The 25311-nt window shown below is 70.6% G+C and carries 24 protein-coding genes; 14 read left to right on the top strand and 10 right to left on the bottom strand.

What is annotated here, in order from left to right:
• The first annotated feature begins 12 nt into the window (after positions 1–12).
• Both DDV73_RS01590 and DDV73_RS01585 read left to right on the top strand, forming a co-directional pair.
• A complete protein-coding gene (locus DDV73_RS01590; RefSeq protein WP_109505506.1) occupies positions 13–1626 on the top strand; it encodes a sensor histidine kinase in 1614 nt (537 codons plus the stop codon).
• A complete protein-coding gene (locus DDV73_RS01585) occupies positions 1623–2315 on the top strand; it encodes a response regulator (protein ID WP_109505505.1) in 693 nt (230 codons plus the stop codon). The genes DDV73_RS01590 and DDV73_RS01585 overlap by 4 nt, the downstream gene beginning before the upstream one ends.
• Before the next feature lie 67 nt (positions 2316–2382).
• Here the strand turns inward: DDV73_RS01585 and DDV73_RS01580 are convergent, their stop codons facing one another.
• Positions 2383–4443 (bottom strand): phosphocholine-specific phospholipase C, encoded by a 2061-nt coding sequence (locus DDV73_RS01580; protein ID WP_109505504.1) that lies wholly within the window; start codon positions 4441–4443, stop codon positions 2383–2385.
• Positions 4444–4737: 294 nt separating this feature from the next.
• Here DDV73_RS01580 and DDV73_RS01575 point away from each other — a divergent pair, with 294 nt between their 5' ends.
• Positions 4738–6672: a hypothetical protein gene (locus tag DDV73_RS01575; RefSeq protein ID WP_154402566.1), complete on the top strand. Its 1935-nt coding sequence runs from the start codon at positions 4738–4740 to the stop codon at positions 6670–6672.
• Between the two features lie 63 nt (positions 6673–6735).
• Here DDV73_RS01575 and DDV73_RS01570 read toward each other — a convergent pair whose 3' ends face one another.
• Positions 6736–6954, bottom strand: coding sequence for a hypothetical protein (locus DDV73_RS01570; RefSeq protein ID WP_109505502.1), 219 nt, complete (start codon positions 6952–6954; stop codon positions 6736–6738).
• Positions 6955–7189: 235 nt separating this feature from the next.
• On the opposite strand from DDV73_RS01570, the gene DDV73_RS01565 reads away from it, so the two are divergent.
• Both DDV73_RS01565 and DDV73_RS01560 read left to right on the top strand, forming a co-directional pair.
• The gene (locus DDV73_RS01565) at positions 7190–8713 is read left to right on the top strand and encodes a DNA-3-methyladenine glycosylase 2 (protein WP_109505501.1); all 1524 of its coding nucleotides are present in this window, start codon (positions 7190–7192) and stop codon (positions 8711–8713) included.
• A 3-nt stretch (positions 8714–8716) separates the two neighbouring features.
• Positions 8717–9199 (top strand): methylated-DNA--[protein]-cysteine S-methyltransferase, encoded by a 483-nt coding sequence (locus DDV73_RS01560; protein WP_109505500.1) that lies wholly within the window; start codon positions 8717–8719, stop codon positions 9197–9199.
• A gap of 19 nt (positions 9200–9218) precedes the next feature.
• On the opposite strand, the gene DDV73_RS01555 is transcribed toward DDV73_RS01560, so the two are convergent.
• The 3 genes from DDV73_RS01555 to DDV73_RS01545 all read right to left on the bottom strand — a co-directional run bounded on the left by DDV73_RS01555 (position 9219) and on the right by DDV73_RS01545 (position 11082).
• On the bottom strand, positions 9219–9614 hold the full coding sequence (locus DDV73_RS01555; protein ID WP_109505499.1) for a hypothetical protein: 396 nt from the start codon (positions 9612–9614) through the stop codon (positions 9219–9221).
• An 84-nt stretch (positions 9615–9698) separates the two neighbouring features.
• Entirely contained in the window at positions 9699–10112 is a 414-nt protein-coding gene (locus DDV73_RS01550; protein WP_109505498.1) for a hypothetical protein, read from the bottom strand.
• Positions 10113–10359: 247 nt separating this feature from the next.
• Positions 10360–11082: an IclR family transcriptional regulator gene (locus DDV73_RS01545; RefSeq protein WP_109505497.1), complete on the bottom strand. Its 723-nt coding sequence runs from the start codon at positions 11080–11082 to the stop codon at positions 10360–10362.
• A 104-nt stretch (positions 11083–11186) separates the two neighbouring features.
• Here DDV73_RS01545 and leuC point away from each other — a divergent pair, with 104 nt between their 5' ends.
• From leuC to DDV73_RS01525, 4 genes are all read left to right on the top strand, one after another.
• A complete protein-coding gene (gene leuC / locus DDV73_RS01540) occupies positions 11187–12599 on the top strand; it encodes a 3-isopropylmalate dehydratase large subunit (protein WP_109505496.1) in 1413 nt (470 codons plus the stop codon).
• Position 12600: 1 nt separating this feature from the next.
• On the top strand, positions 12601–13200 hold the full coding sequence (gene leuD, locus DDV73_RS01535) for a 3-isopropylmalate dehydratase small subunit (RefSeq protein ID WP_109505495.1): 600 nt from the start codon (positions 12601–12603) through the stop codon (positions 13198–13200).
• A 135-nt stretch (positions 13201–13335) separates the two neighbouring features.
• Positions 13336–14853, top strand: a complete 1518-nt coding sequence (locus DDV73_RS01530) for an alkaline phosphatase family protein (RefSeq protein WP_109505494.1) — start codon at positions 13336–13338, stop codon at positions 14851–14853.
• Positions 14854–14994: 141 nt separating this feature from the next.
• Positions 14995–15693: an HU family DNA-binding protein gene (locus DDV73_RS01525; protein ID WP_109505493.1), complete on the top strand. Its 699-nt coding sequence runs from the start codon at positions 14995–14997 to the stop codon at positions 15691–15693.
• Here the strand turns inward: DDV73_RS01525 and cofC are convergent.
• Positions 15690–16319 (bottom strand): 2-phospho-L-lactate guanylyltransferase, encoded by a 630-nt coding sequence (cofC, locus tag DDV73_RS01520; RefSeq protein WP_109505492.1) that lies wholly within the window; start codon positions 16317–16319, stop codon positions 15690–15692. The genes DDV73_RS01525 and cofC overlap by 4 nt on opposite strands.
• Positions 16320–16414: 95 nt before the next feature.
• Here cofC and DDV73_RS01515 point away from each other — a divergent pair, with 95 nt between their 5' ends.
• Positions 16415–17218 (top strand): lysophospholipid acyltransferase family protein, encoded by an 804-nt coding sequence (locus DDV73_RS01515; protein WP_109505491.1) that lies wholly within the window; start codon positions 16415–16417, stop codon positions 17216–17218.
• Complete coding sequence (locus DDV73_RS01510; protein ID WP_109505490.1) at positions 17215–18216, top strand: NAD(P)H-dependent glycerol-3-phosphate dehydrogenase; 1002 nt, start codon at positions 17215–17217, stop codon at positions 18214–18216. Before DDV73_RS01515 ends, DDV73_RS01510 begins: the two co-directional genes overlap by 4 nt.
• 91 nt (positions 18217–18307) lie before the next feature.
• On the opposite strand, the gene DDV73_RS01505 is transcribed toward DDV73_RS01510, so the two are convergent.
• The 3 genes from DDV73_RS01505 to DDV73_RS01495 form a co-directional block, all read right to left on the bottom strand.
• Entirely contained in the window at positions 18308–19384 is a 1077-nt protein-coding gene (locus DDV73_RS01505; protein ID WP_109505489.1) for a trans-sulfuration enzyme family protein, read from the bottom strand.
• 181 nt (positions 19385–19565) lie between these two features.
• A complete protein-coding gene (locus DDV73_RS01500) occupies positions 19566–20159 on the bottom strand; it encodes a DUF3515 domain-containing protein (protein ID WP_109505488.1) in 594 nt (197 codons plus the stop codon).
• Positions 20116–20352: an Lrp/AsnC family transcriptional regulator gene (locus DDV73_RS01495; RefSeq protein ID WP_109505487.1), complete on the bottom strand. Its 237-nt coding sequence runs from the start codon at positions 20350–20352 to the stop codon at positions 20116–20118. Before DDV73_RS01495 ends, DDV73_RS01500 begins: the two co-directional genes overlap by 44 nt.
• A gap of 129 nt (positions 20353–20481) precedes the next feature.
• Between DDV73_RS01495 and DDV73_RS01490 the strand changes: the two genes are divergently transcribed.
• Complete coding sequence (locus DDV73_RS01490) at positions 20482–21426, top strand: thiamine-phosphate kinase (RefSeq protein ID WP_109505486.1); 945 nt, start codon at positions 20482–20484, stop codon at positions 21424–21426.
• Between the two features lie 9 nt (positions 21427–21435).
• Here the strand turns inward: DDV73_RS01490 and DDV73_RS01485 are convergent, their stop codons facing one another.
• Complete coding sequence (locus DDV73_RS01485) at positions 21436–21813, bottom strand: YybH family protein (RefSeq protein WP_109505540.1); 378 nt, start codon at positions 21811–21813, stop codon at positions 21436–21438.
• A 76-nt stretch (positions 21814–21889) separates the two neighbouring features.
• Here DDV73_RS01485 and DDV73_RS01480 point away from each other — a divergent pair, with 76 nt between their 5' ends.
• On the top strand, positions 21890–22465 hold the full coding sequence (locus DDV73_RS01480) for a hypothetical protein (RefSeq protein WP_109505485.1): 576 nt from the start codon (positions 21890–21892) through the stop codon (positions 22463–22465).
• 207 nt (positions 22466–22672) lie between these two features.
• A complete protein-coding gene (locus DDV73_RS01475; RefSeq protein WP_154402565.1) occupies positions 22673–25267 on the top strand; it encodes a PT domain-containing protein in 2595 nt (864 codons plus the stop codon).
• Positions 25268–25311 lie beyond the last annotated feature (44 nt).

Genomic DNA, 25311 nt, shown 5'->3' with positions numbered 1-25311 from the left:
AGGTTGTGGAACTTGTGGTCACGGCGCCGGCCGGTGACGCTGGCCGGTCAGTTCCTGCTCCTTCAGCTCGCTGTGCTGCTCGCCGTGCTGGCGGTCGCGAGCGTGGTCTCGGTACGCCAGAGCGAGGACGACTTCCGCGACACCCGGGGGGTGTTCCTGCGCCGCGGCGCCGAGCGGCTGGCCGGGACCCAGAACGTCCGCGACGAGCTGTCGGAGCCACCGGTGAGCATCACACTCGCGTCGTACGCCGAGGCGGAGCGTCGCCACCTGGACGCGGACTCGGTCTACCTCGCCGACCCGGAGGGCCGGGTGCTGTCCGGGACTAACCGGCCGGCCGTCGGCACCCGCGTCGACCTGTCCGACAGCACCGTGCTGGACCTGAGGGCCTGGACCGGTGACGTCGACGACCGCGGACGGAACTCGATCGCCACACATGTGCCAGTGCTGAGCGACCGCGGCGACCTGATCGGAATCGTCGTAGTGACCGAGGAGTACCCGTCGCTGGCGGCCCGGGCTCGCGCCGTACTGCCTGACCTGGTGGGCTTCCTCGGCCTCGGCCTGCTCCTCGGCGTGGCCGGCTCCTGGCTGCTGTCGCGGCTGATCCGGCGGCGTACCCGCGGCCTGGAGCCGACCGAGATCGCGGCGCTGGCCGACCAGCGCGAGGCGCTGCTGCACTCGCTCCGCGAGGGCGTCGTAGCGGTCTCGCCGGAGGGCATCATCACGGTGATCAGCGACAGCGCCCGCGAGGTGCTCGGGCTGCCGGCCACCCGGGAGGGCGAGCGGGTCGACCGGCTGGAGCTGGACCCGACCGTCCGCGACGCGCTGACCGGCACGACCGAGGCGCACGACGACGCGCTCGTGGTCGGCGGCCGGGTGCTGGTGCTGAACCGCAGCCGGGTCGTGTACGACGGCCGGCACGTCGGCACGGTCACCACCCTGCGCGACCGCACCGAGCTGCTCGCCCTGGAGAGCGAGCTCACCGCCCGCCAGGGCATCACCGACACGCTGCGCGCCCAGACCCACGAGTTCCAGAACCAGCTGCACACGATCTCCGGGCTGATCCAGCTGGAGGAGTACGACGACGTCACCGCGTTCGTGTCCGGGCTGACCCGGCGCCGGGCCGCGATCAGCGACGCGGTCACCGCCCGGGTCGCGGACCCCGCGGTCGCCGCGCTGGCGATCGCCAAGGTCAGCCTGGCTGCCGAGCGCGGCGTCGAGCTCCGGCTCGGCGAGGACTCCGCGCTGCCGCGGCTGGACCCCGAGCTGTCCGGCGACGTCGGCACGGTGCTCGGCAATCTGGTCGACAACGCGGTCGACGCGACGGTCACGGCCGGCGGCGACCGGGTCGACGTACGCCTGGTCGAGGAGGACGGGGCTGTCATCGTCGAGGTCGCCGACGGCGGCGCCGGCGTACCCGACGACGTGGCCGACGCGATCTTCCGGCGCGGCTACTCCACCAAGCCCGCCGACCCGGCCGACAGTGGGGCGGGCCGTGGTGTCGGGCTGGCGCTGGTGCGGGTGGTCAGCGAACGCCGTGGCGGCTCGGTGTCGGTACGCAACGACCGGGATCATGACCGGGGCGCGGTGTTCACCGTGCGGCTGCCGGCAGGACGGACCCGACCATGACCGACGACCTCACCGTGCTCGTCGTCGACGACGACTTCATGGTCGCCGGGATCCACACCCGGTTCGTGGACCGTACCGACGGGTTCCGGGTGGTCGGGCAGTGCGCCACCGGCGCCGCCGCGCTCGCCGAGATCGAGAGGCTCGGCCCGGACCTGGTGCTGCTCGACGTGCACCTGCCCGACCTGAGTGGGATCGAGGTGCTGCGCCGGCTGCGCGCCGGCGGCGACGACGTCGGCGTGATCATGGTGACCGCGGCCCGCGAGGCCGAGACGGTACGCGCGGCGGCGGCCGGGGGAGCGGCGCACTACCTCGTCAAGCCCTTCGAGTACGACGACCTGCGCGGGCGCCTGCAGGCCTTCGCCACCGCCCACCACGCGCTGGCCGGCGACCGGCCGCCCGAGCAGAGCGACATCGACGCGGTCTTCGGCCCCGCGGCCGCCGGCCGCGGCCCGGTGCTCCCGAAGGGCCTGAGCGCGCCGACCGCGGACGCCGTACTCGCCGCCCTCGCCGCGGCCGGAGAGCTGTCGGCGGCCGAATGCGCGGACCGGGTCGGCCTGTCCCGGGTCACTGCGCGGCGCTACCTGGAGCACTTCGTCGGCCGTGGCTGGGCGACGGTCCGGCTCCGCTACGGCAGCGGGCGCCCGGAGAGGCTGTATCGAAGCGCCGGGCGCGGCGTGCCCTCCCAGTAGGCAAACAGGCCACCGACGGGCCGAACCGGCCGGATCGGGACGCGTTTTGCCTACTGGGAGGTCCGGGTCAGGTCGCCTGTGCGATGGCGGGGTCGCTGAGCCCCGGCTGGCCGGTCTCGACGTGGCCGGCGAAGCGCCGGAGGAATCCGGTGTCCTCGGTCGACCGCGCGGTGACGTCGTACCAGTGGCCGCTGCTCTGGAGGCCGATCCGGTGGGTCACGCTCGCGCCCGGGTTCACGATGTGCGTGCTGCTCTGGCCGCCGTACGCGTTGGTCAGGGTGAGGTGGCGGACCGTCGTGGCCGGGTTGGTGAGGGTGAGGACGAGCTCGCCGGTGCCGCCGTCGTGGCGTGCGGTCACCTCCGCGGTCGCGGTCGCGCCCGGGCCGCGGAGGGTGCGCAAGAAGCCGTTCGGGCCGTGCACCGTGAGGTCGTACACCCCGTTGTAGGCGGTCGCGTTCCAGCTGTCGGTGAGCTGCTTGCCGGCCTCGACGGTGTAGGTCCACGGGCCGTCGCTGCGGTTGCCGGCGGTGACGTGGAAGCACGCTCCGGCTCCGGGGCCGGCGTCGAAGGTGAGCGCGAACCTTCCCGTCGACGGGCTCGCAGAGCCGTCCACCAGCGGTGCGTACGGCAGCGGCCGGGTCCGCCGGGAGCCACTTTCCTGCTTCGGCATCGCCGGCTTGGTCGGCGCCTTCGGGACGTACGTCGGGTGCCGGTCGCGGTCCGGCGGCTCGTACCCGCTGGTGTCCGGCAGCGCCGGCGGCGTGCTGGCGACGGCGCCGAAGTCGAACGCCGAGGTGAGGTCGCCGAAGATCGCCCGGCGCCACGGCGAGATGTTCGGCTCGATGACCCCGAAGCGCTGCTCCATGAACCGGATGATCGAGGTGTGGTCGAAGACCTCCGAGCACGAGTAGCCGCCGGTGCTCCACGGCGACACCACGAACATCGGCACCCGCGGACCCGGACCGTAGTGGCCGGCCGCGTACCCGCCGCCGCCGGGGTAGTGCTCGCCCTCCACGCTGACCGTGGACAGTCCCTGCGCATCCGACTTCGGCGGGAACGGCGGCACGATGTGGTCGAAGAAGCCGTCGTTCTCGTCGTAGGTGATGAACAGCGCGGTCTTGCTCCAGACCTCCGGGTCGGACGTCAGCGCGTCCAGGACGCCGGCGATGTACCAGGCGCCGTAGTTGGTGGGCCAGTTCGAGTGCTCGCTGAACGCCTCCGGCGCCGCGATCCACGAGACCTGTGGCAGCCGCCCGGCCTGGACGTCGGCGGTCAGCTGGTCGAACAGGCCGTCGCCGGCCTTGGCGTTCGTGCCGGTCCGGGCGCGGTCGAACAGCGGGCTGCCCGGGGCCGAGTTGCGGTAGGTGTTGAAGTACAGCAGCGAGTTGTCGCCGTAGTTGCCGCGGTAGGCGTCGTTGATCCAGCCCCAGTGGCCGGCCGCGTCCAGGCCGTCGCCGATGTCCTGGTAGACCCGCCAGGAGATGCCGGCCTGCAGCAGCCGCTCCGGGTAGGTGGTCCAGCCGTAGCCGGCCTCCTGGTTGCCGAGCACCGGGCCGCCGCCGGTGCCGTCGTTGCCGGTGTACCCGGTCAGCATGTAGTAGCGGTTGGGGTCGGTCGCCCCGATGAACGAGCAGTGGTAGGCGTCGCAGAGGGTGAAGGCGTCGGCGAGCGCGTAGTGGAACGGCATGTCGTCGCGTTCCAGGTAGGCCATCGTGTTCGCGGTCTTGGCCGGGATCCACCGGTCGTACTTGCCGTTGTTCCACGCATCGTGTCCGCCGGGCCAGTCGTGGTCCAGGCCGGTCAGGAACTGCATGCCGAGGTCGTCCGCGGTCGGGTGGAACGGCAGTACGACCTTCCTCCCGTTCGCCTGGTGGAAGACCGACTTGCCGCTCGGCAGCGTCACCGGACGCGGGTCGCCGAAGCCGCGGATCCCGCGCAGCCGGCCGAAGTAGTGGTCGAACGACCGGTTCTCCTGCATCAGTACGACGATGTGCTCGACGTCGTTGATGTCGCCGAGCTGCCGACTGGCGGGGAGCGCGGCGGCCCGCTCGATACTGGATGTCAGCGCGGCCATGGCGGCGGTGCCACCGGCGAGCTGGAGGAAACTGCGGCGGTTGAGGTCGGTCATCTGCTCTCCTCGAGACGGCGTCATTGCAGGCTGCACCTAAGTGCTCGACCTAAAGTGACGGCGATCATAAGCGCGCAAAATGCGCCGTGTGAAGATCTTGTCGCTGACTGGATGGAAACCTGGAAAAGTTGTTGCGGGATCCGAAACAAGAAGCTGCCGACCCGCGTTCGCGGCCACCCCCCCATCCCGGATATGAGGGATCACCCCTCATGCCCCGAGCACTCCCCAGCAGCCAGATTGGTGGGCAACGGACACGGCTCACAAGAGCGGTGCCACCCCAGGCAGGGAGTCATGATGAGCACCACGAAGATCTCGGTCAGGGCCGCGGCGACAGCCGGCGCCCTGGCCGTCACGGCCGGGCTACTCGCCGGCGGTAGCACGACCGCCACCGCCGCCGACTGGCTGAACACGGAGAACGTCTCGCCGATCGCCGGAATCCCGGACAGTGCCCGGATCGGGGTCGCCGCCGACGGCGACGCCACCGCGGTCTGGCGGGCGAAAGTCGGCGACCACTACCGCGTTGCAACGGCCACCCGGCCCACCGGCGGCGCGTGGAGTACGACGACCTACCTGTCGAGCGCGGTCGTCAACTCGTTCATGCCGGACGTCGAGGTCAACGCGTCGGGCGACGCGGTCGCCTCGTGGATGGTGAACTTCGGCAACGGCAACCGCCTCCAGGTCGCCAGGCGCATCGACGGTGGCGCGTGGACCTCCACGCTGCTCGGTCCCGCCGACGAGGCCGTGGCGGACCCGGAGGTCGGCATCGACGCGTCCGGCAGGGTGTTCGCGGCCTGGACGAGCTCCGCCGACCTCACTCGCTCGGCGACGCTCCCGGTCGACGGTCCGGTCGACCCGGATGTGCTCAGCTACGAGAAGGCCACGGCGCTCGACCTGGCGGTCACCCCGAGCGGCAAGGCGACTGCCGTGTGGTACGAGCAGGCGGGCGACCAGGACGCCGTCAAGGCACTGACCTGGAGCGCGACCTCGTGGACGCCCGCGGACACCGTGGACACCGACGACGTCGTCGGCGACCTGAGCGTCGCGGTCAACAAGTACGGCGTCGCGGAGGCGGCGTACACCGTCCAGAACGGTGGCCAGGGCCTCTTCGTGATGGCCTCGCGGCGCGTGGCAGGCAACTGGGACAACCCCGAGACGCTGTCGTTCAACGGAGACAACTCGATCGAGGCGAGCGTCGGCATCGACGGTGCATCGAACTCGGTTGTCGTATGGCGGACACAGGAGGGCGAGGTGCAGTACGCCCAGCGCGGTCCGATCGGAGAGTGGGCCGACGCGAAGATCCTCACCGGGACCGGCAATCCGATGGCACCGGCGGTCGCGATGAACGACCGCGGCGACGCCGCGATCCAGTGGGCGACCAGCCAACCCGGCATCGAGATGGCCGTCCGGCCGACGGGTGCGACGGGCTTCAAGCCGGCACCGTCGCTGGTGGCCGCACCGCTGCTGGTGGCCAACCGCGGCCTCGCACTGGACGACCAGGGCAACATCACCATCGTCACGGCGGTCAAGGCCACGGCCTCGACAGGTCGGGTGCTGAGCCGGACCTACGACACGGTCGCTCCGGTCGCGAAGGTCACCAAGCCGACCAGCCTTCGGGTGAACGCCACGAAGTTCGCCGTCGCGTGGAGCACGCAGGACAGGTTTGGGGTCCCCTCCAAGGACGTGTTCGTGCGGGCTGCCGCGTGGAACGCGGGCTTCGGATCGACCCAGGTGTTCAAGAACGACACCGGCCTGAACGCCGCGACGCTCGTCGGCACGCAGGGCCGCACCTACTGCTTCGCTGCTCGCGGGACGGACGCCGCCGGCAACCAGGGCGCGACGTCGGCGTACCGGTGCACCACCACGCCGCTGGACGACCGCAAGACAAAGCTCACCGGGAAGTGGAGCAACCAGAAGGGCGGCGCCCACTACCTCGGCACCGTCCGGACCACGACCAAGCACGGCGCGATGATGAAGCTGACCGGCGTCAAGGTCGAGCGGCTCGGTCTGCTGGTGGCCAGGGGGAAGGGTTACGGGAGCGTCGCCGTGTACTTCAACGGCACCAAGCTCGGGACCTTCTCGCTGGCCGCCACCAAGTCCAAGGCAAAGCAGCAGATCCCGGTCAAGGACTTCGGGAAGGTGCGGACCGGGACCGTCGTGATCAAGGTGGTCTCGCCAAACGGCAAGCCGGTCAAGATCGACGGCCTGCACCTTCAGAAGCTGCTCGGCTAGCGATCGCCGGCTGACGCTGCACGACCCGGTGGGCGGCCCCAACAGGGTCGCCCACCCGCCGGACTACAGCTTGGTCAGCTTCGCGAACGGACTGACCAGGCGCAGTTCCCGCGATCCGAAGTTGACGGTGACCGCGACGTCGTCCTCCGCCGCGATGACGCGACCGAGGCCGTACTGGTCGTGGGTGACTCGGTCCTCCACGGAGAACTTCTCGATCACCGGCTCGGGCTTGGGCTTGAAGGGGCTGGTGGATAGGGGGCGCCGGCTGCGAACGGTATTCATTGCCTCCCAGCATGGGCCATGCCGGGCGCAAAGGCTCCCCCACGCAGCATGTTTGTTTGGGCCGGGCGCCCATCTGGGCGATCTGTCCCAATTTTGCGCTGCCCGGGCGACGCGACGACGCCGGGGCGGACCTCCTCCGGGGCCTCGACCGTGGCGGCGTCACGCTCTCGAGGGCCCGGTGCTCGTGTCCGATTCCCGCCAGTACGACGTCCGTGGGTCGGGCAGGATTGGGGTCATGACCACGACCGACGAACGGACGACCCGGGACGCCTACCGCGACTCCGAGTCGTGCTACCGCGCGGTGAAGAGCCGGGACCGGCGCTTCGACGGCGTCTTCTACACCGGCGTCCACACCACCGGCATCTACTGTCGCCCCTCCTGCCCGGCGCGGACGCCGGCGTACCAGAACGTCAGCTTCTTCCCGAGCGCGGCCGCCGCCCAGGCGGCCGGCTTCCGGGCCTGCAAGCGGTGCCTGCCGGACGCCACCCCGGGCAGCCCGGACTGGGACATCGCCGCCGACGCGGCCGGCCGCGCGATGCGGCTGATCGCCGACGGCGTGGTGGACCGCGACGGCGTCGAGGGCCTGGCGGCCCGGATCGGCTACACGCCGCGGCACCTGACCCGGATCCTCACCGCCGAGCTCGGTGCCGGCCCGCTGGCGCTGGCCCGGGCCCGCCGCGCCCAGACCGCGCGGATCCTGATCGAGACCACCGCGATGCCGCACACCGACATCGCGTTCGCGGCCGGCTTCGCCAGCGTCCGCCAGTTCAACGACACGATCCGCGAGGTCTACGCGAGTACGCCGACCGAGCTGCGCGGCCGCCGCGGTGCCAAGGCGACCACCACCGGCCAGGTCACCATGCGACTCGCGGTGCGTACGCCGTTCGCGGGACGCGCGCTGCTCGACTTCCTCGCCATGCGCGCGGTCCCGGGCGTCGAGGAGACCGGCCCGGACTGGTACGCCCGGACGCTGCGGCTCCCGCACGGCACCGGCATCGTCCGGATCACCCTCGACGACCTGCCCGAAGGCGGAACCGCGTTCGTCGAGGCGACCTTCGAGCTCGACAGCCTCAAGGACACCGCCGCCGCCGTCGAGCGCACCCGCCGGCTGCTGGACGCCGATTGCGACCCGGTCGCGGTGGGCGAGCAGTTCGCCGGCGACCCGCTGATCGGCCCGCTGGTCCGTGCCCTGCCCGGGCTCCGGGTCCCGGGCCACGTCGACGGGCACGAGATCGCGGTCCGCGCCGTACTCGGCCAGCAGGTGAGCGTGGCCGGCGCGCGCACTGTGGCGGGGCGGCTGACCGCGGCGTACGGCGAACCGCTCGCGCACCCGCGGGACTCGCTGACCCACCTGTTCCCGTCCGCCGCCGCCTTGGCCGAGCTGGCGCCGGAGGACTACCCGATGCCGCGTGCCCGCGGCCGGGCGCTGATCGGGCTGTGCCGGGCGCTCGCCGACGGCGACGTCGCGCTTGACCGCGGCCCCGACCGCGACGACGTACGCCGCGCGCTGGTCGCCCTGCCGGGGATCGGGCCCTGGACCGCCGACTACGTCGCGTTCCGCGCGCTCGGCCACCCCGACGTGTTCCTGCCGACCGATGTCGGCGTCCGCAACGCGCTGATCGCGCTCGGCCGGGACCCGGCGCAGGCCGCGGCGCTCAGCGAGTCGTGGCGGCCGTGGCGCTCCTATGCCTTGATGTACCTGTGGCAGTCGCTCTCCGCCCCGGCGGACGAGCCTGCCGTAACGAAGAAGGGAAGCTGAATCATGTGGACCGTCATGGACTCGCCGGTCGGCGAGCTGCGCATCGTCGAGCACGACGACGCGATCACCGCGATCGAGTTCTCGCCGTTCCGGCCGCCGAGCGACGGCCGGCCGCTGGGGGAGCGCGACGACGACCACCCCGTGCTGGTCGAGGCGCGGCGCCAGTTGACGGCGTACTTCGCGCGTGAGCTGACCGACTTCGACCTGCCGCTCGACCCGCGCGGGACCGACTTCCAGCTGCGGGTGTGGAAGGAGCTGCAGACGATCGGCTACGGCCGGACCGCGTCGTACGGCGACATCGCACACCAGCTCGGCCACACCAACGCCGCCTCCCGCGCGGTCGGCCTCGCCAACGGCCGCAATCCGATCCCGATCGTGATCCCGTGCCACCGGGTGATCGGGGCCGACGGCTCGCTCACCGGGTACGCCGGCGGCATGGCCCGCAAGCAGACCCTGCTCGACGTGGAGCAGGAGGCGCTGTTCTGAGGCCGGACCTCAGCTGGCCTCAGCTGGTCGGTGCGGGCGTAGGCCGGATCGCGTGGCCGATGACCGCACCGACCGCAGCGGGCGCGGCGACTAGCATCAGCGTGAACGGGCCGAGCGTCGCGAGGTCAGAGCGGAGCACCGACCAGTCGAGGCTGCCGTCCGAGATGGCGATGAAGAACGGGACGCTCACGGCGTAGACGACGGCCACGACGCCCCAGGTGATCAGGGCCTGACGGAGGTCGCGCATCCCGTCGAAGATCGCCCAGGTCCCGCAGATTGCGGCCACCGCGAGGAACTCCAGGATGCCGACACCGATCGCCGCGCCGGCGTCGTTGTCGTTGGACATGAGGTGGACCGCTCCGAGCGCAGCGCCGTACAGAGCGACCAGGGTGAGGTAGCGAAGTGCAATTCTCATGCCCACAGCCTGGTGCGCTCTTTACCTTCCGGCATCGGTATGGGTACTCATCACGCCTGAGGACCGGCGTGTCGGACAGCCCGATCAGTGCGAGTCAGCGGTGGTGTGGCCGCTGCTGGCCGACCCGAAGATGCCGCCGATCATCGCCGGGATCGCGACCAGGAATGCGAAGATCGGCACCATGCCGGCGACGTCCGAGCGGAACACCGACCAGTCGATACTGCCGTCCTGAAACGCGGAGAACAGGGCGGCGAAGACGCCAAGGACAGCGCCTGCCAGCAGCCAGGTCATCACGGTCTCCCCGAGGGAGAGGCGGCGGCCGTCGATGAACCCGCCGGCGACGGCGACCACGAGCACCAGGCCGAACGCCAGCAGCCCGGCGCCGATGTTGGCGTCTTGCTGGTCCTCGGTCCAGATCCAGTTGACCAGCACGTTGTAGACGGTCCACCCCGCAATCAGGACCAGGACTCGGATCGCGAGCCGCAACAGGAACCCCATAGGTTCACGGTCCGCCATGCGCGCGCGATTCACAACTGGATAGTCGCCGCCCTAGTGGTCACGCCTGGAGATTCATCGGGGTCTGAGCGGCCAGGGCACGCACATCGCTGCGTTGTCGTCGGTCGACGGGCCACCGGCCCGCCTCCCTCCGACGCCTTGCGCTGCACGCACCCTGACCACTCATACCCTCGAAGAATCTCCAGGCGTGACCACTGGGACAGCCTGGCCCGGGTGCGCTACTCGGGCGCTACTCGGAGGCGGCGCGGCGCAGCGACTCCGACAGGCGGTCGGCAGCGGCGAGTACGGCGGGTGCGTGCATCCGGCCGGGCTGGCGGGAGAGCCGCTCGAGCGGGCCGGAGACCGACACCGCGGCGATGATCTTGCCGCTGGGGGAGCGGACCGGCGCGGAGACAGAGGCGACACCCTGCTCGCGCTCGCCGACCGACTGGGCCCAGCCGCGGCGGCGGATGCCGGACAGCGCGGTGGCCGAGAACGCGGCGTTCTGCAGGCCGCGGTGCATCCGGTCCGGGTCCTCCCAGGCGAGCAGCACCTGGGCGGCCGAGCCGGCGCGCATCGTCAACTGGGAGCCGACCGGGATCGTGTCGCGCAGGCCGGACGGCCGCTCGGCGGCCGCGACGCAGACGCGGTGGTCGCCCTGGCGCCGCCAGAGCTGGGCGGACTCGCCGGTGATGTCGCGCAGCCGCGCGAGCACCGGGCCGGCCGCGGCAAGGAGCCGGTCCTCGCCGGCGGCCGCGGAGAGCTCGGCCAGCCGGGGACCGAGGACGAAACGGCCCTGCATGTCGCGCGCCACCAGCCGGTGGTGCTCCAGGGCCACGGCAAGCCGGTGGGCCGTCGGCCGGGCCAGGCCCGTTCCGGCGACCAAACCGGCCAGCGTGGCCGGTCCTGCTTCCAGTGCCGCGAGGACGAGGGCTGCCTTGTCGAGAACGCCGACTCCGCTACTGTTGTCCATATAGCAATACTGCCGTCTCGGATCATGGGATGCAAGGCGTAGGCTGTGTGATCTACGGCTAAACGCCGAAAACTTCGGTCCACCTACGACAGCTGGAGCAGTTCATGGGCAAGACCCTTGCCGAGAAGGTCTGGGACGAACACGTCGTCCGCGCGGTCGCAGGCGAGCCGCACCTTCTCTACATCGACCTCCACCTCATCCACGAGGTCACCTCGCCCCAGGCCTTCGACGGCCTACGACTCGCGGGCCGCGCCGTACGCCGCCCCGACCTCACCCTCGCCACTGAGGATCACAACGTTCCCACACTTGACTGGGACAAGCCCATAGCTGATCCGATTTCCAAGACACAAGTGGACACTCTTCGCAAAAACGCTGCGGATTTCGGCGTACGACTGCACTCGCTGGGCGACGTCGAGCAGGGGATTGTGCACGTGGTCGGTCCGCAGCTCGGGCTGACCCAGCCGGGCATGACCATCGTGTGCGGCGACTCGCACACCTCGACCCACGGCGCGTTCGGTGCGATCGCGTTCGGCATCGGCACCTCCGAGGTCGAGCATGTGCTGGCGACCCAGACGCTGCCGCAGGCCAAGCCGAAGACGATGGCGGTGACCGTCAACGGCAGCCTGGCCGCCGGGGTCACCGCGAAGGACCTGGTGCTGACGCTGATCGCGCACACCGGCACCGGCGGCGGCCAGGGCTACATCGTGGAGTACCGCGGCCAGGCCATCGAGGAGCTCTCGATGGAGGGCCGGATGACGGTCTGCAACATGTCCATCGAGTGGGGCGCCAAGGCCGGCCTGGTCGCGCCGGACCAGACGACGTTCGACTACATCGAGGGCAAGCCGGAGGCGCCGAAGGGTGCCGACTGGGACGCCGCGCTGGCGCACTGGAAGACGCTGGTCTCCGATGCGGACGCCGAGTTCGACAAGGAGATCGTGCTCGACGCGGCCACGATGACGCCGTTCGTCACCTGGGGCACCAACCCGGGCCAGGGCGTGCCGCTCGGCGGCAACGTCCCGAGTCCCGACGACTTCGACGAGCCGAACGACAAGATCGCGACCGAGAAGGCGCTGCAGTACATGGGCCTGGAGGCCGGTACGCCGATGCGCGAGATCGCGGTCGACACCGTCTTCGTCGGCTCCTGCACCAACGGCCGGATCGAGGACCTGCGGCTGGCCGCCGAGATCATCAAGGGCCACAAGGTCGCCGAGAACACGCGGCTGCTCGTCGTACCGGGGAGCGTGCGGGTGCGCAACCAGGCGATCGAGGAGGGTCTCGACAAGATCTTCATCGAGGCCGGGGCGGAGTGGCGCGGCGCCGGCTGCTCGATGTGCCTGGGCATGAACCCGGACCAGCTCGCTCCCCAGGAGCGCAGCGCGTCGACCTCCAACCGCAACTTCGAGGGCCGGCAGGGCAAGGGCGGCCGCACCCACCTGGTGTCGGTGCCGGTCGCCGCGGCCACCGCCGTACGCGGCACGCTCTCCTCGCCCGCCGACCTGTCTTCTGTGGAGGTCTGAGATGGACAAGTTCACCACGCACACCGGTGTCGGCGTCCCGCTGCGCCGCAGCAACGTCGACACCGACCAGATCATCCCGGCGGTCTACCTCAAGCGGGTGACCCGGACCGGCTTCGAGGACGGCCTGTTCGCGGCCTGGCGCAACGACCCGTCGTTCGTTCTCAACAAGCCGGAGTACGCCGCGGGCTCGGTGCTGGTGGCCGGCCCCGACTTCGGCACCGGCTCCTCGCGCGAGCACGCCGTCTGGGCGCTGCAGAACTACGGCTTCCGGGTGGTCATCTCCTCCCGCTTCGCCGACATCTTCCGCGGCAACTCCGGCAAGGCCGGCCTGCTCGCCGCGCAGGTCGACGAGAAGGTCGTCCAGCGGATCTGGGACTACCTCGAGGACCGGCCGGGCGCGACGATCACCGTGGACCTGGAGTCGCGGACCGTGCGCGCCGGTGAGGGTCCGGACGCGATCGAGGACTCCTTCGACATCGACGACTACACCCGCTGGCGGCTGCTCGAGGGTCTCGACGACATCGGCATCACCCTCGGCCACGACGCCGACATCGCGGCGTACGAAGCGACCCGGCCGAGCTGGAAGCCGGCGACGCTCTGACCCGAGTTACTTGACATCCAGGCGAACTTGTTTGAACAAGTCGGCTGGATGCCTTGCCGGGGTCCAGTGGGTACGGCGAGGGTGGTGGCGGCCAGCCGCCGTCCCCCTGCCCGCACGCGAGACAAGGACTCCTGCATGCCCACTTCCACCAGATTCTGGCGCGCCACCGTCGCCGTGACCGCCGCCGGCCTCGTCGCCGGCGTCGGCCTCCTTCCCGGCCAGGTCGGCGCCGCCGCGCCCGAGGCAAACACAAAGCACGTGCTCGTCATCGGTGTCGACGGGCTGAACTGGAGCCGGGTCGGCGCCGCGAAGGCGCCGACGCTGATGCAGCTCACCGCCGAGGGCACGCTCGGCCAGAGCCTGCTGTACGCCGGCCCGATGGCCGCGACCTCGTCAGGTCCCGGCTGGTCGACGCTGCTCACCGGCACCTGGCCGGACCAGCACGGCGTCCGCGACAACAGCTTCGCCGGCTCCCAGCTCTCCCAGCACCCTGACTTCCTGACCCGCCTGGAGCGCAACCGCCCGGCCGCGGACACCTGGGCCGGCGTCGACTGGAAGGCGATCGACGACCACATCCTCAGCGACGAGATCGACACCAAGTTCGTGCGCGACGGTGACGCCACGGGCTATGTGCAGAACGACCTGGCGATCGCGGACAACGCATCCGCGCACCTGCGCACCGCCCAGGCGGACGCGACGTTCGCCTACTTCGGCCAGCAGGACATCGTCGGCCACAGCTACGGTGCGGCCAGCAAGCGCTACCTGAACGAGATCGCGGTGGTGGACGGCCACGTGAAGAAGCTGCTCGACGCGATCGCGGCCCGCCCCAACCGTGCCAACGAGAACTGGCTGGTGCTGATGGGAACCGACCACGGCCATACCGACGGCGGCGGTCACGGCGGCAACACGCTGCCCGAGCGGGGCACGTTCGTGCTCGCCTGGGGTGACGGCGTACCCGCGGCGGTCAACAACACCTCGCGACTGCCCGACCTGGCCGCCAGCGCGCTCGGGCACCTCGGCGTACCGACGCAGGCGGACGCCGACGGCCGGTTGATCACGTACGCCGACACCGACCCGTTCGAGTCCAAACGCCCGGCGCTCAAGTCGGCGACGACCGAGCCGATCCCGTCGACGATCAAGGGCTGGACCCAGGAGCTGCCGGCGGGCTGGAGCCAGGACATCGCGATGACCGCGACCGGCGTACCGGAGTGGCGCGGCTGGACGATGACCACCGACGCCTTCTGGGCCCAGGCACAGCGCGGCCAGAACCGCGAGCTCTTCGTCCGTGGCCGCGGCGTGATGGCGGTCGCCGACTCCGACGAATGGGCGGACGCGACCAGCTCGACCGGAGTGCGCTTCGACGCCACCCTGTGGACGCCATCGGTCTCGGTGGCGGCCAAGCGGTGGCTCGACGTCGACCTGACCCACTACTACCGCCAGGACGGCGACTCGATCGCCAACGTCGTGGTGCGGTTCGACGGCGGCGCTGCGACGGTCGTCAAGGCGTTCACGGGCGAGACGTCGGGGAGGCGCGAGACGGTCCGGATCACGGTCCCGGCCGGAGCCCAGAACGCTCGCGTCGGCTTCCGGCATGCCGGCACCAACGCGTGGTACTGGGCGGTCGACGACGTCGTGCTGCGCCCGGTGAGCTGACTAGACCTGTGCGTCGGGTCACCGCTGAAAGTACGGCGGTGACCCGGCGCGTTCATTGTGGGAAGCGGCTGAAATACCTAGCGTGCTTAGAGAAAGACGTCGAGCATGAGCTCGGCCTCGGGTTCATTGGAAGGAAAGCTAGTGAACAAGACGCAGCTCATCGACGCGCTGGCCGCGCGTTATGAAGGAAACCGCAAGGCCGCCGCTCACGCACTCGACTCGGTGCTGGACACCATCACCCGCGAGGTCGCCAAGGGCGAGAAGGTCGCGATCACGGGCTTCGGTTCGTTCGAGAAGCGGGTTCGTGACAGTCGCTGGGTACGTAACCCGCGCACTGGCGAACGGATCAAGGCGAAGAAGACCGCGATTCCGAAGTTCACCCCCGGAGCCGACCTGAAGGCCGTGATCTCGGGCGCGAAGAAGCTGCCCAAGCTCACGCTGGCGGCGGTGCCCGGGGTCAAGATGCCGGCGAAGAAGGCGCCCGCCAAGGCTGCCGCTCCGGCAAAGGCTGCTCCGGCAAAGGCGGCAGCGCCGGCCAAGAAGGCGGCACCGGCCAAGAAGGCGGCACCGGCCAAGAAGGCGCCCGCTAAGAAGGCTCCGGCAAAGACCGCGGCGAAGTCGACCCCGGCACAGTCGACGGCCACCAAGTCGACGGCTAAGAAGGCGCCCGCAAAGAAGGCGCCGGCAAAGACTGCGGCTAAGTCCACGGCTAAGAAGACGGCCACCAAGACGGCTGCAAAGTCGACGACGGCCAAGAAGGCGCCGGCCAAGAAGGCGCCGGCCAAGAAGGCGCCGGCCAAGAAGTCGACCGCGAAGAAGACCACGGCCAAGAAGTCCTAGCCCGGAACCCACTCGTTCGCGAGTACGGCGGCGGTCGCCGGCCCGACGCCGAGTTCGCGCGCCTGCGCAAGATCGGTCGGGTCGTCGACGTCCTGGCGCAGGCTGGCGAGGGCGCCGGCGATCTCCGCGCATCCGGCGTCGAGGTGCGCGTCCCGCGAGTCAGGGCCGAACCGGGGCGCGAAGTCCGCCAGCGCGGCGGCGTACGTCGTCGTACCCCGGCCGGCTGCGTCCGTGACGAAGCCAGGCCGGTCCTCCGGTACGGCGCGCAGCGCGGCCGCCAGATCGGTCGCGCGCAGCGCCGGCAGATCGGCGCAGACCGCGGCCACTCCGGCATCGGGCCAGCGGCGCACGGCTTCGTGCGCGGCTTGGAGCAGGCTGCCGTTGAGGTCGCCGGTGACGCCGTCCGGGATCACCGCGCAGCCGCGTGCGGCCAGTTCCGCGGCGAACCGGAAGTCGTCGGTCACCGCTAGCACTCCCACCACTCCCGGCGTGGCCGCCGCGACAGCGACCGTGTCCAGCGCGAACGCCGCGGCCAACGCGCTCCGGCGGGCATCGCTGATCCCGACCAGGCGCGACTTGGCCAGCGCCAACGGCTTCACGGGGACCAGCACGGCATACGAAGACATCGCGTTGATCCTGCCATCGCGGTGTGAGTCCGACGCAGTAGCCTCATGCTGATGTCGAGCGGGAGTGGACCCGCGGCCGGGATCGGACGAGGACGATGGCGAGGAAGCTGAAGATCAAGCAGCAGCGCGGCTGGGCCTACACCCTCGCCGCCACCATCTTGGAGCCGATCCTGCTCGGGGCGACCAAACGCCACTGGATCGACGAGGAGAAGGTGCCGACCGAGGGCGGCTGCGTGGTCGTGCTCAACCACGTCACCAAGATCGACCCGCTGACCGCCGCCCACCTGGTCTACTACCGCGGCCGGCTGCCGCGGTACCTCGCCAAGTCGTCGCTGTTCAAGAACAAGGCGATGGCGAAGTTCATGACCGCCGCCGGCCAGATCCCCGTCGAGCGCCTCTCGTCGAACGCCGCCGGCGCGTTCGACGCCGCGGTGGCTGCGATCGAGCAGGGCGAGCTGGTCGTGGTCTACCCCGAGGGCTCGATCACCCGCGACCCCGACCTGTGGCCGATGCGCGGCAAGTCCGGCGCGGCCCGGATCGCGCTGGCCACCGGCTGCCCGGTGATCCCGATCGCCCAGTGGGGCGCCCACGAGATCCTCGCGCCGTACAGCAAGCGGCCCAAGCTCTTCCCACGCAAGACGATCACGATGAAGGTCGGCGAGCCGGTGCTGCTGGAGGACTTGCGCGCCGAGCCGCTGACGTCCGCGGCCGTCAACGAGGCGACCGACCGGATCATGGCCGCGATCACCGCGCTGCTGGAGGATGTGCGCGGCGCCAAGGCCCCGGCGGAGCGGTTCGACCCGCGGCAGGCCGGCGTGAGCGAGATCGGGAAGCCCAAGGACCGCAAGAGCGGATCGGACGACAGTGGAGCAGAAGGCCAGAGGGAGGGCGGCGTATGACCAAGGTGGCGGTATTCGGAGCCGGATCGTGGGGTACGGCGTTCTCGCTCGTGCTCGCCGACGCCGGCAACGACGTGACCATCTGGGGCCGACGGGAGGAGGTGTGCGCGACGATCAACGATAAGCGGGAGAACTCCGACTACCTGCCTGGCATCCAGCTTCCGCCCACGATCTCGGCGACCCACGACCCGGAGAAGGCGCTCGCCGAGGCCGAGGCGGTGGTGCTCGCCGTACCGTCCCAGACGCTGCGCCAGAACCTCGGTGAGTGGTCCGACTTCATCGCCGACAACCAGGTGCTGATCTCGCTGATGAAGGGCGTGGAGCTCGGCACCGTGAAGCGGATGTCGGAGGTGATCGCCGAGGTCACCGGCGCCGGCCCGGACCGGATCGCCGTGGTCAGCGGTCCGAACCTCGCCAAGGAGATCGCCAGCCGGGAGCCGGCCGCTTCGGTGGTCGCCTGCGCCGACGAGGATGTCGTGAAGCGGCTGCAGACGCTGTGCCACACCAAGGCGTTCCGGCCCTACAGCTCGCTCGACGTCCTCGGCTGCGAGCTGGGCGGCGCCTACAAGAACGTGGTCGGGCTCGCGGTCGGGATGGCGGTCGGGCTCGGCTTCGGCGACAACACCACCGCCTCGGTGATCACCCGCGGCCTCGCCGAGACCGCCCGGCTGGCGATGGCGCTCGGCGCCAACCCGCTGACGCTGATGGGCCTGGCCGGGCTCGGCGACCTTGTCGCTACCTGCTCCTCGCCGCTGTCGCGCAACCGGAGCTTCGGCGAGAAGCTAGGCCAGGGGATGACGACCGAGGAGATCTACGCCTCGACCCGGCAGGTCGCCGAGGGCGCGAAGTCCTGCTCGTCGCTGCTCGACCTGGCTCGTCGCACCAACGTGGACGCGCCGATCGCCGAGCACGTCGAGGCTGTCGTCGGCGGCCGGATGACCGCCCCGGAACTGATGGACAGCATGATCTCCCGCGACATCAAGGCCGAGACAGACTAGTGGTTGCGGGGCGGGCAGTTTCACTAGGTACCTAGTGAAACTGGCCCAACCCACGCGAAGTTTCCAGCGGGCTGGGACAGAAACGGTCGGGCTAACTGCTCGTCAGGGTGTCGAGGGCGGTCTTGAGGTCGGTCCAGAGGTCCTCGATGTCCTCGATGCCGACCGACATCCGGACCAGGCCGTCGGGGATCGTGGCCGCCTCCGACTTCCAGCGGCGGCGGCGCTCGAAGGTCGACTCGACGCCGCCGAGGCTGGTGGCGTGCACCCAGAGCTTGGTCTTGTGGGTGAGCAGGTCGGCGGCGAGCGCGCCCTCGGCGAGCACGATCGACACGATCGCACCGAAGCCGGGGTAGCGGACCTCACCGACGGCGGGATGCTCGCCGAGGCGGCGTACCAGCTCCTGGGCGTTGGCCTGGGCGCGCTCGATCCGCAGGTGGAGGGTGCGGAGGCCGCGTAGCGCCAGCCATGCCTCGAACGGCCCGGGGACGGCGCCGATCAGGTCCCGCCGGCCCTTGAGTACGCCGTACAGCTCGTCGTCGCGGGTGAGCACAGCGCCCATCAGCACGTCGCTGTGGCCGGCGATGAACTTGGTCGCGGAGTGCACGACCAGGTCGGCGCCGAGGTCGAGCGGCTGCTGCAGCAGGGGAGTGGCGAAGGTGTTGTCGACCACGACGTACGCGCCGGCCTCGCGCGCGGCCTCGGCGATCACCGGGATGTCGGCCAGCTCGAGCGCCGGGTTGGTGGGCGACTCCAGCCAGACCAGCGAGGCGTCGGCGCAGGCCTTGACCACGGCCGCGGTGTCGGCGATGTCGACCAGCTCTGCGTGCAGCCGGCCGCGGGCCTCGAGATCGGCCAGCTGCATGACGGTGCCGGAGTAGGCGTGCCGCGGCGCGACCACCTTCTGGCCCTGGCCGACCAGGTCGAGCAACGTGCTCACGGTCGCCAGCCCGGAGGCGAACGCCAGGCACCGGCCGCCCTCGAGCGCGCCGAGAGCGGTCTCGAAGGCGGTCCAGGTCGGGTTGGTGTAGCGGCCGTACTCGCGGTCTCCGCCCGCGACGTACGTCGAGGCCATCGTGATCGGCTCGTTCAGCGGGTTGTCGGGCTCGTGGGCGGGCCGGCCGGCGGTGACGGCGACGGTGGCGGGGCGGTAGGACGCGGGATCGGCCATGCCCACAGCCTAGGGAGTCTGCTGAGCAATCCCGTCGGCTGCGCGGCGCGATACGCGCACGCTCGCTGTGTTGTCCTCGGTCGACGGGCCACCGGCCCGCCTCCCTCGTCCGCCTTGCGAGCGCACACGTCTCACACCGCTCGCTTCGACGGTATTGCTCAGCAGACTCCCCGGGAGCCGGTCACTTGCAGCGGTCGACGGGCTCGAGCGTCTTCTTGATGGCGGGCGCGAGGTCGACCATGGCGGCGCCGGTCGGGCGGTACGCCGCGGGCAGCTGCACCTGGACGGCCGGGCTGAAGTCGATGGTGGTCATCACCACGTCGGCGGACTGGTCGGCAATCTGGTCCTCCGGCACGAACCAGCCGACACCGTCGACCTCCTGGCACGGCGGCGGCGCCTCGGTGCCGTCGGTCGCCACCACGTCATCCGGCAGCGGCACCCCGCAGGTCAGCACGATCGCCGGCTCGCCCCAGGCGGCGCCGAGGGCGTTGGCGGGCTCCATCTCGCGCTGCTGCTGGCCGCCGACGGTCTCGGGGAGCTCCTCGATCAGCTTGGCGCAGGTCTCCTCGGTCGTGTCGCTCATGTCCGGCTCGTCGATCGGCACCTTCTCGCTGCAGGCTGCCAGGGTCGCGACCAGGTAGGCCCCGATCGCGAAGGCAAGGACGGGACGGAAATGGATGGCGCCCCGTGTCCGAGCGGACCCGGGGCGCCGGAAGCTCGTCAACAACTGCTCAGATGTGGACGACCGGGCAGGTGAGCGTGCGCGTGATCCCATCGAGGGTCTGCACCTTGGCCACCACGAGCTTGCCGAGCTCGTCGACGTTGCGTGCCTCCGCGCGCACGATCACGTCGTACGGGCCGGTCACGTCCTCGGCGAGGGTAACGCCCTTCACCTTGGCGATCGCGACGGCGACCTCGGCAGCCTTGCCGACGTCGGTCTGGATCAAGATGTAGGCCTGTACGACCATCGTGACTCCTCGATCTGTTGCGGACTTGGTCACTGGTCAACCTATCGCGTGCCCGACGCGACCGGATAGGTTGCACCCTCCCTAGTGGCGACGCAGGTGGGAAAGGCCACGTCTGATGAGATGGGGGCCATGACCTTCGCACCCGACGTGACCCTCGCCGAGGCCGGCGAGTTCGGGCTGATCGACGCTTTGGTACAGGTCTTCGAGCAGGGCGAGCAGGTGCTGGTCGGGCCGGGCGACGACGCCGCGGTGCTCCGGGTCCGTACCGGCCATGTCGTGATCTCGACCGACCTGCTCGTCGAGGGCAACCACTTCCGGCGCGACTGGGCCTCCGCCGAAGACGTCGGCCACCGCGCCGCCGCCCAGAACATCTCCGACATCAACGCCATGGGCGGCCGGGCCACCTCGCTCACCATCGGTGTCGCGGCACCGGCGGACCTGCCTGCGCAGTGGCTGCTGGACTTCGCCCGCGGCTTCGCCGCGGAGGCGGCGCTGGTCGGGGCGAGTGTGGTCGGCGGCGACCTGACCCGGGCCGACGAGATCGTGATCGCAGTGACGGTGCTGGGCGCCTGTACCGAGGCGCCGATACTCCGCTCCGGGGCGACGGCCGGCGAGGTGGTCGCGCTCCGCGGCCGTCAGGGCTGGGCGGCTGGCGGGCTCGCCGTACTCGGGCGCGGGTTCCGCTCGCCGCGGGCGCTGGTCGACGCCTACCGACGCCCGGAGCCGCCGTACGACGCCGGCCCGGCCGTCGCCGGCCTCGCGACGGCGATGATCGACATCTCCGACGGCCTGCTCGCCGACGCCGGCCACATCGCCGCCGCGTCCGGAGTGGCGATCGACATCGACAGCGGCGCCTTCGAGATCCCGGAGCCGCTCGAGGCGGTCGCCGCCGCGACCGGCGCGGAGCCGCTGCAGTACGTGCTCGGCGGGGGAGAGGACCACGCGCTGCTCGCCACCTTCCCGGCCGGTGCGGTGCCGGACGGCTGGCTGACCATCGGCCGCGTCCTGGACGGCAGTGGCGTCACCGTCGACGGTGCGGAGTACGACGGCCCCCGCGGCTGGACCCATTTCTGAGCCCTCGCGTCACCAGTTGACCGACCACCGGTCGATGATCCAAAGCCAGGTGCCATCGTCCTGGCGCCGCGCGACCTCCGAGGTGATGTCACCGTCGATACTGCGCGTCGAGGTGAGGGCCAAATCGCCGGAGATCAGCGCTGGGCGCTGCTCACCGAGCTTGAACCTTCGTCCTTCCGGCCCGATTCCCGTGACTTGGAGCTCGGTGAAGAACTCGCGAATGGCTTCGGTGCCGCGCACCAGCCGTCCCTCGCCGAGTTCGATCACCGCGTCCGGCTCGAACAGGGCGGTCATGCCACCAACATCGCCGGCGTTCTCCCTGACTACTAGCTGCCGCTCCAGCTCCTGGGGATCGTAGATCGGGTCTCTTCCCGTCAGCTCACTCACTCCGCCCACGGTAGCGCCGCTGGGGTTGCCCGCATTTCCGCTCCTTCCCGCTCCTCACGCGGTTAGCGTGAAACCCATGGCCACCGAGCGCGGTCCGCGAACCTTCGACCCGGTCCTGGTCGCCAACCGGGAGACCGACGCCTGGGCCGCCTACTACCGCCGCGAGTGGCGCCGCTTCCTCAGCGCCGCCGTCGGGATGGTCCACGAGGGCTTCGGGATGGGTCGGCTGCGCACGCTGGCCGGCGCCTGGCACGTGCTGCGCGCGAACCAGCACTGGGCGCCGTACCCGGACAACCACCCGGACGCCGCCCGGGCGTCGATGCGGCGCTTCTACCGGATGGTCGACCTCGACCTCGACCCGGTGCGGGCCGCCGAGCTGGAGGTCGAGTGGTGGCGGCTGCACCGGGAGCACCAGCACGACTCGGCCACCTCTACCGAGGAGCTGGTGCAGTCCCTGGTCGACCTCTACGCCTACGTGTACGACGCACCGCCGGCCACCATGAGGGCGGCGGCCAAGAAGCGGGTCGAGGCGATGGGCTTCTCCGATGCCTGGGTCGCCGGCGGCTGCGCCGACGACGACCTGCTCGCCCAGGAGCGGAGCGCCCTGGTCGCGTCGTACACCGCGCTCCGGCAGGCCGTCGGCCCCGCCTGACCGGTCTCGGCCAGGAGTTCCACACACCGAGCACCGCTGTGCGACAACAAACCTCGGTGGCTTTGCCGTCCTAGTGAGTAGGTGGCGCCTGAATGGGTATTGAGCCGCCGACCGATGCCGCCGAGTCGGAGGAGCGAAATGGGTCTCGGACAGTCCTCACCCTTCAAGCGCGTAGCGTTCGCAGCGTTGCTGGCCACCTGTCTTGGCTTGGCTGTTCCTGTCATCCCCGATCGGCCGCCGCCTCCTGCTGAGGTGCTGCCAGTCGCCTACGCCGCGGCGGACTGGCAGAACCTCGGCGAGCAGGGCTACGACCATCCGGCAGCCGACGACCTCCGCCGACACCGCGCCGCGCTCGTGAAGCGCAAGTACGACAGCTTCGGCTACAACGTTGCCGCCATCTATGTCGACGTCTCGGGACTCGTTGAGGGTGCCGACCCGATCTTGTTCAAGGGTGGCCGAGCCACGGTCTTGGACGCCGATGCCCTCAACCCGGAGAAGTCGAGGGTCCTGGGACTCGGCGAGGGCCAGAGCATCGCCGTGATGACAACCGAGAGTGACTTCCTCAGCCAGCAGCACTCGGAGGGAAAGCTGCTCGAGCTTGTTCGCAAGCTGCTACGCCAGCTCGGCGTCCCGGTGGCCGAGATCGAGAAGGAAGCGAGGGCGCGCACCCGGGCTGTGGTCACCGAGCGTTCACCGTGCACCAAGGTGTGCAGCCGGGAACTGTCGAGGTCGGCTCCGCAGGCGCAGGTGGCGGCTCTCGTGCCGCACCGGCCCGGCCGCAATGCCGATGGCCTGATGGCGAAGTGGAACGCCAGCGTGGCCGCCGCCCAGGACCGCAAGGAGCAGCAGGAGAAGCTGGCCCGAAGCACGAAGGTCGTCAACGAGGTCATGGCCCCCGCCACGGGCGAGTGCACCGCCCCGTCCCGGGCCCGACGCCGTACGGCGGTAGCTGCTGGCTGCGAGGATCATGAGAGTTCGGCGGAGCTTGCTCGCGCGCTGGTGTCGCCGGGCGGGATCGACTTCTCATCGCTGGAGCTGCGTTACCTGGACTTCAACGGAGACAAGGGCGAGGTCGACTTCGCGTTCCACGGCGCAAGTCCCCAGCCTGGCGGACAGAACGTCGACGGAGTCGACGAGGCGAAGCAGGCATCGGATGCGTTCTTCGTGTGGCTGGCGCTGCCGAAGTCGGCGTTCTGGGTGAACCTCAACCCCGATCAGCCGGACCGGGTCATGGATCGTGCGTTCGGCCGGACCGATGCCGGGCGGGTGCTACTGGAGGCCGACCTGGAGCTGAAGCGGACGGGCAGCCGGCTGATGGACCCGGACACTCCGACGGGGCGGCGGTTCTGGGCGGGGCTGGCGACCACCGGCGCCACCTGCTTCGTCAGCCGGGCCTGGATCACGCCGGAGGCGGCCACGGTGCGCGAGGACGGGGATGCGCTGTACATCGTGGACGCGCCGCTGCGGGTGCAGATGGAGTCCGATCTACAAGGCCGCCCGGGCAGCGCGCTCGACTGCCCGCAGCCGGCGGCAGCCACCGAGAGGTTCGAGAAGATCTACCGGACCGTGATCCTGCCGCACATGGTGCGGGCGGTGAACCAGGCGCCATCGTTCGCGCCGCTACGCCGCGTCTACAAGAGCCGAGTTGCGGCGGAGTGGTACCGCGCGAAGTACGGCGCTGCCGGACCGTACGCCGGGATCGTCGACAGCGGCGAAATCGGGCGCTGGCAGATCAACGACTGGGCGCCGCGGTACACCTTCCGCCACTATCTCGCGACCCTGCGAGACCCCGCCTACAAGAAGACGATCACGACCACCAGCGGTGCGGTTCAGACCATCAGGACCTATACGTACGGCGGCGTGGACTTCAGCGCCGTCGCCCGCAGCGCCGTCAGCGCCAGCGAGTTCGAGAAGGGCTGGCCGACTCTCGCCGATGCCGTACGGCGCGGAGTCGAGGACGGCTCGGCGTCCGAGGGATCGGAACGCTGGCTGGGTGGCGGGGCGAGTGTCGACACCGCGGCGCTGGCCCGTGAGTTCCCGCCGCGACGCCCGCCCGGCCGGCCGAAGGCCGACTCCGGTCAAGACGAGGACCGGCTGCGCCAGGTCGCGCCGTACGCCGTCTCGGCTCTCGTGGCCGGCGGTCTCCTACTCCTCGCCGCGGCAGTGTTCTACAGCCTGCGCGGCCGACGTGCGGAGCGCCGCCGCGGCACGCTCCTGCTCGTCATCGGAGCTGTCGGCCTGCTGGTGCTCGCTCTCGTTCTCGGCCTCTTGGCCTGGCTCGGCGACGACGACAGTGGCCCGGACTACGCGGCCGACTGCGCGCTGATCGAGGAGAAGGGACCCGAACTCGGGTCGCCCCTGACGGAGATGACGGCCCAGTCGCAGCAGGGCGCGGGCGCCGATCCCGGCGAGCGAGCCGGCAGTATGGAGGAGCAGGCGCAGATCTTCCGCGAGATGGCTGACGGCATGACCGATCGGGAGATGGCCGAGGCGATCGAGGACTACGCCGACGCGTCGGACCGGATCGCCCAGGCGACGCGTGACCGCGACATCGGTGCGATGACGCGAGAGATTCCGGTCCTGAGCCGAATCCTCCGTGAGCTGCCGCCGTGGCTGGACGAGCACTGCCCGCGCTGGCTGGGCCCTGGTCAGTGGGGCGAGCCGGGCTCGACCCCGACCGCACCCACGGGGCTGCCGACCGGCCTGCCAACGGACTTCCCGACGGGTGGGGCGACCGGAGCGCCGACTGAGTTGCCTTCGATGCCGTCGCTTCCCAGCATCCCTTCGCCCCCAGAGAACTGACGGCCGCGGGATGACGAAGGCCGCCACCCGGTCGGGTGGCGGCC

This window comes from Nocardioides speluncae (assembly GCF_003121585.1).
In the GTDB taxonomy this organism is placed as follows: Bacteria; Actinomycetota; Actinomycetes; order Propionibacteriales; family Nocardioidaceae; genus Nocardioides; species Nocardioides speluncae.
This window is presented reverse-complemented; position numbering and strand designations above follow the sequence as displayed.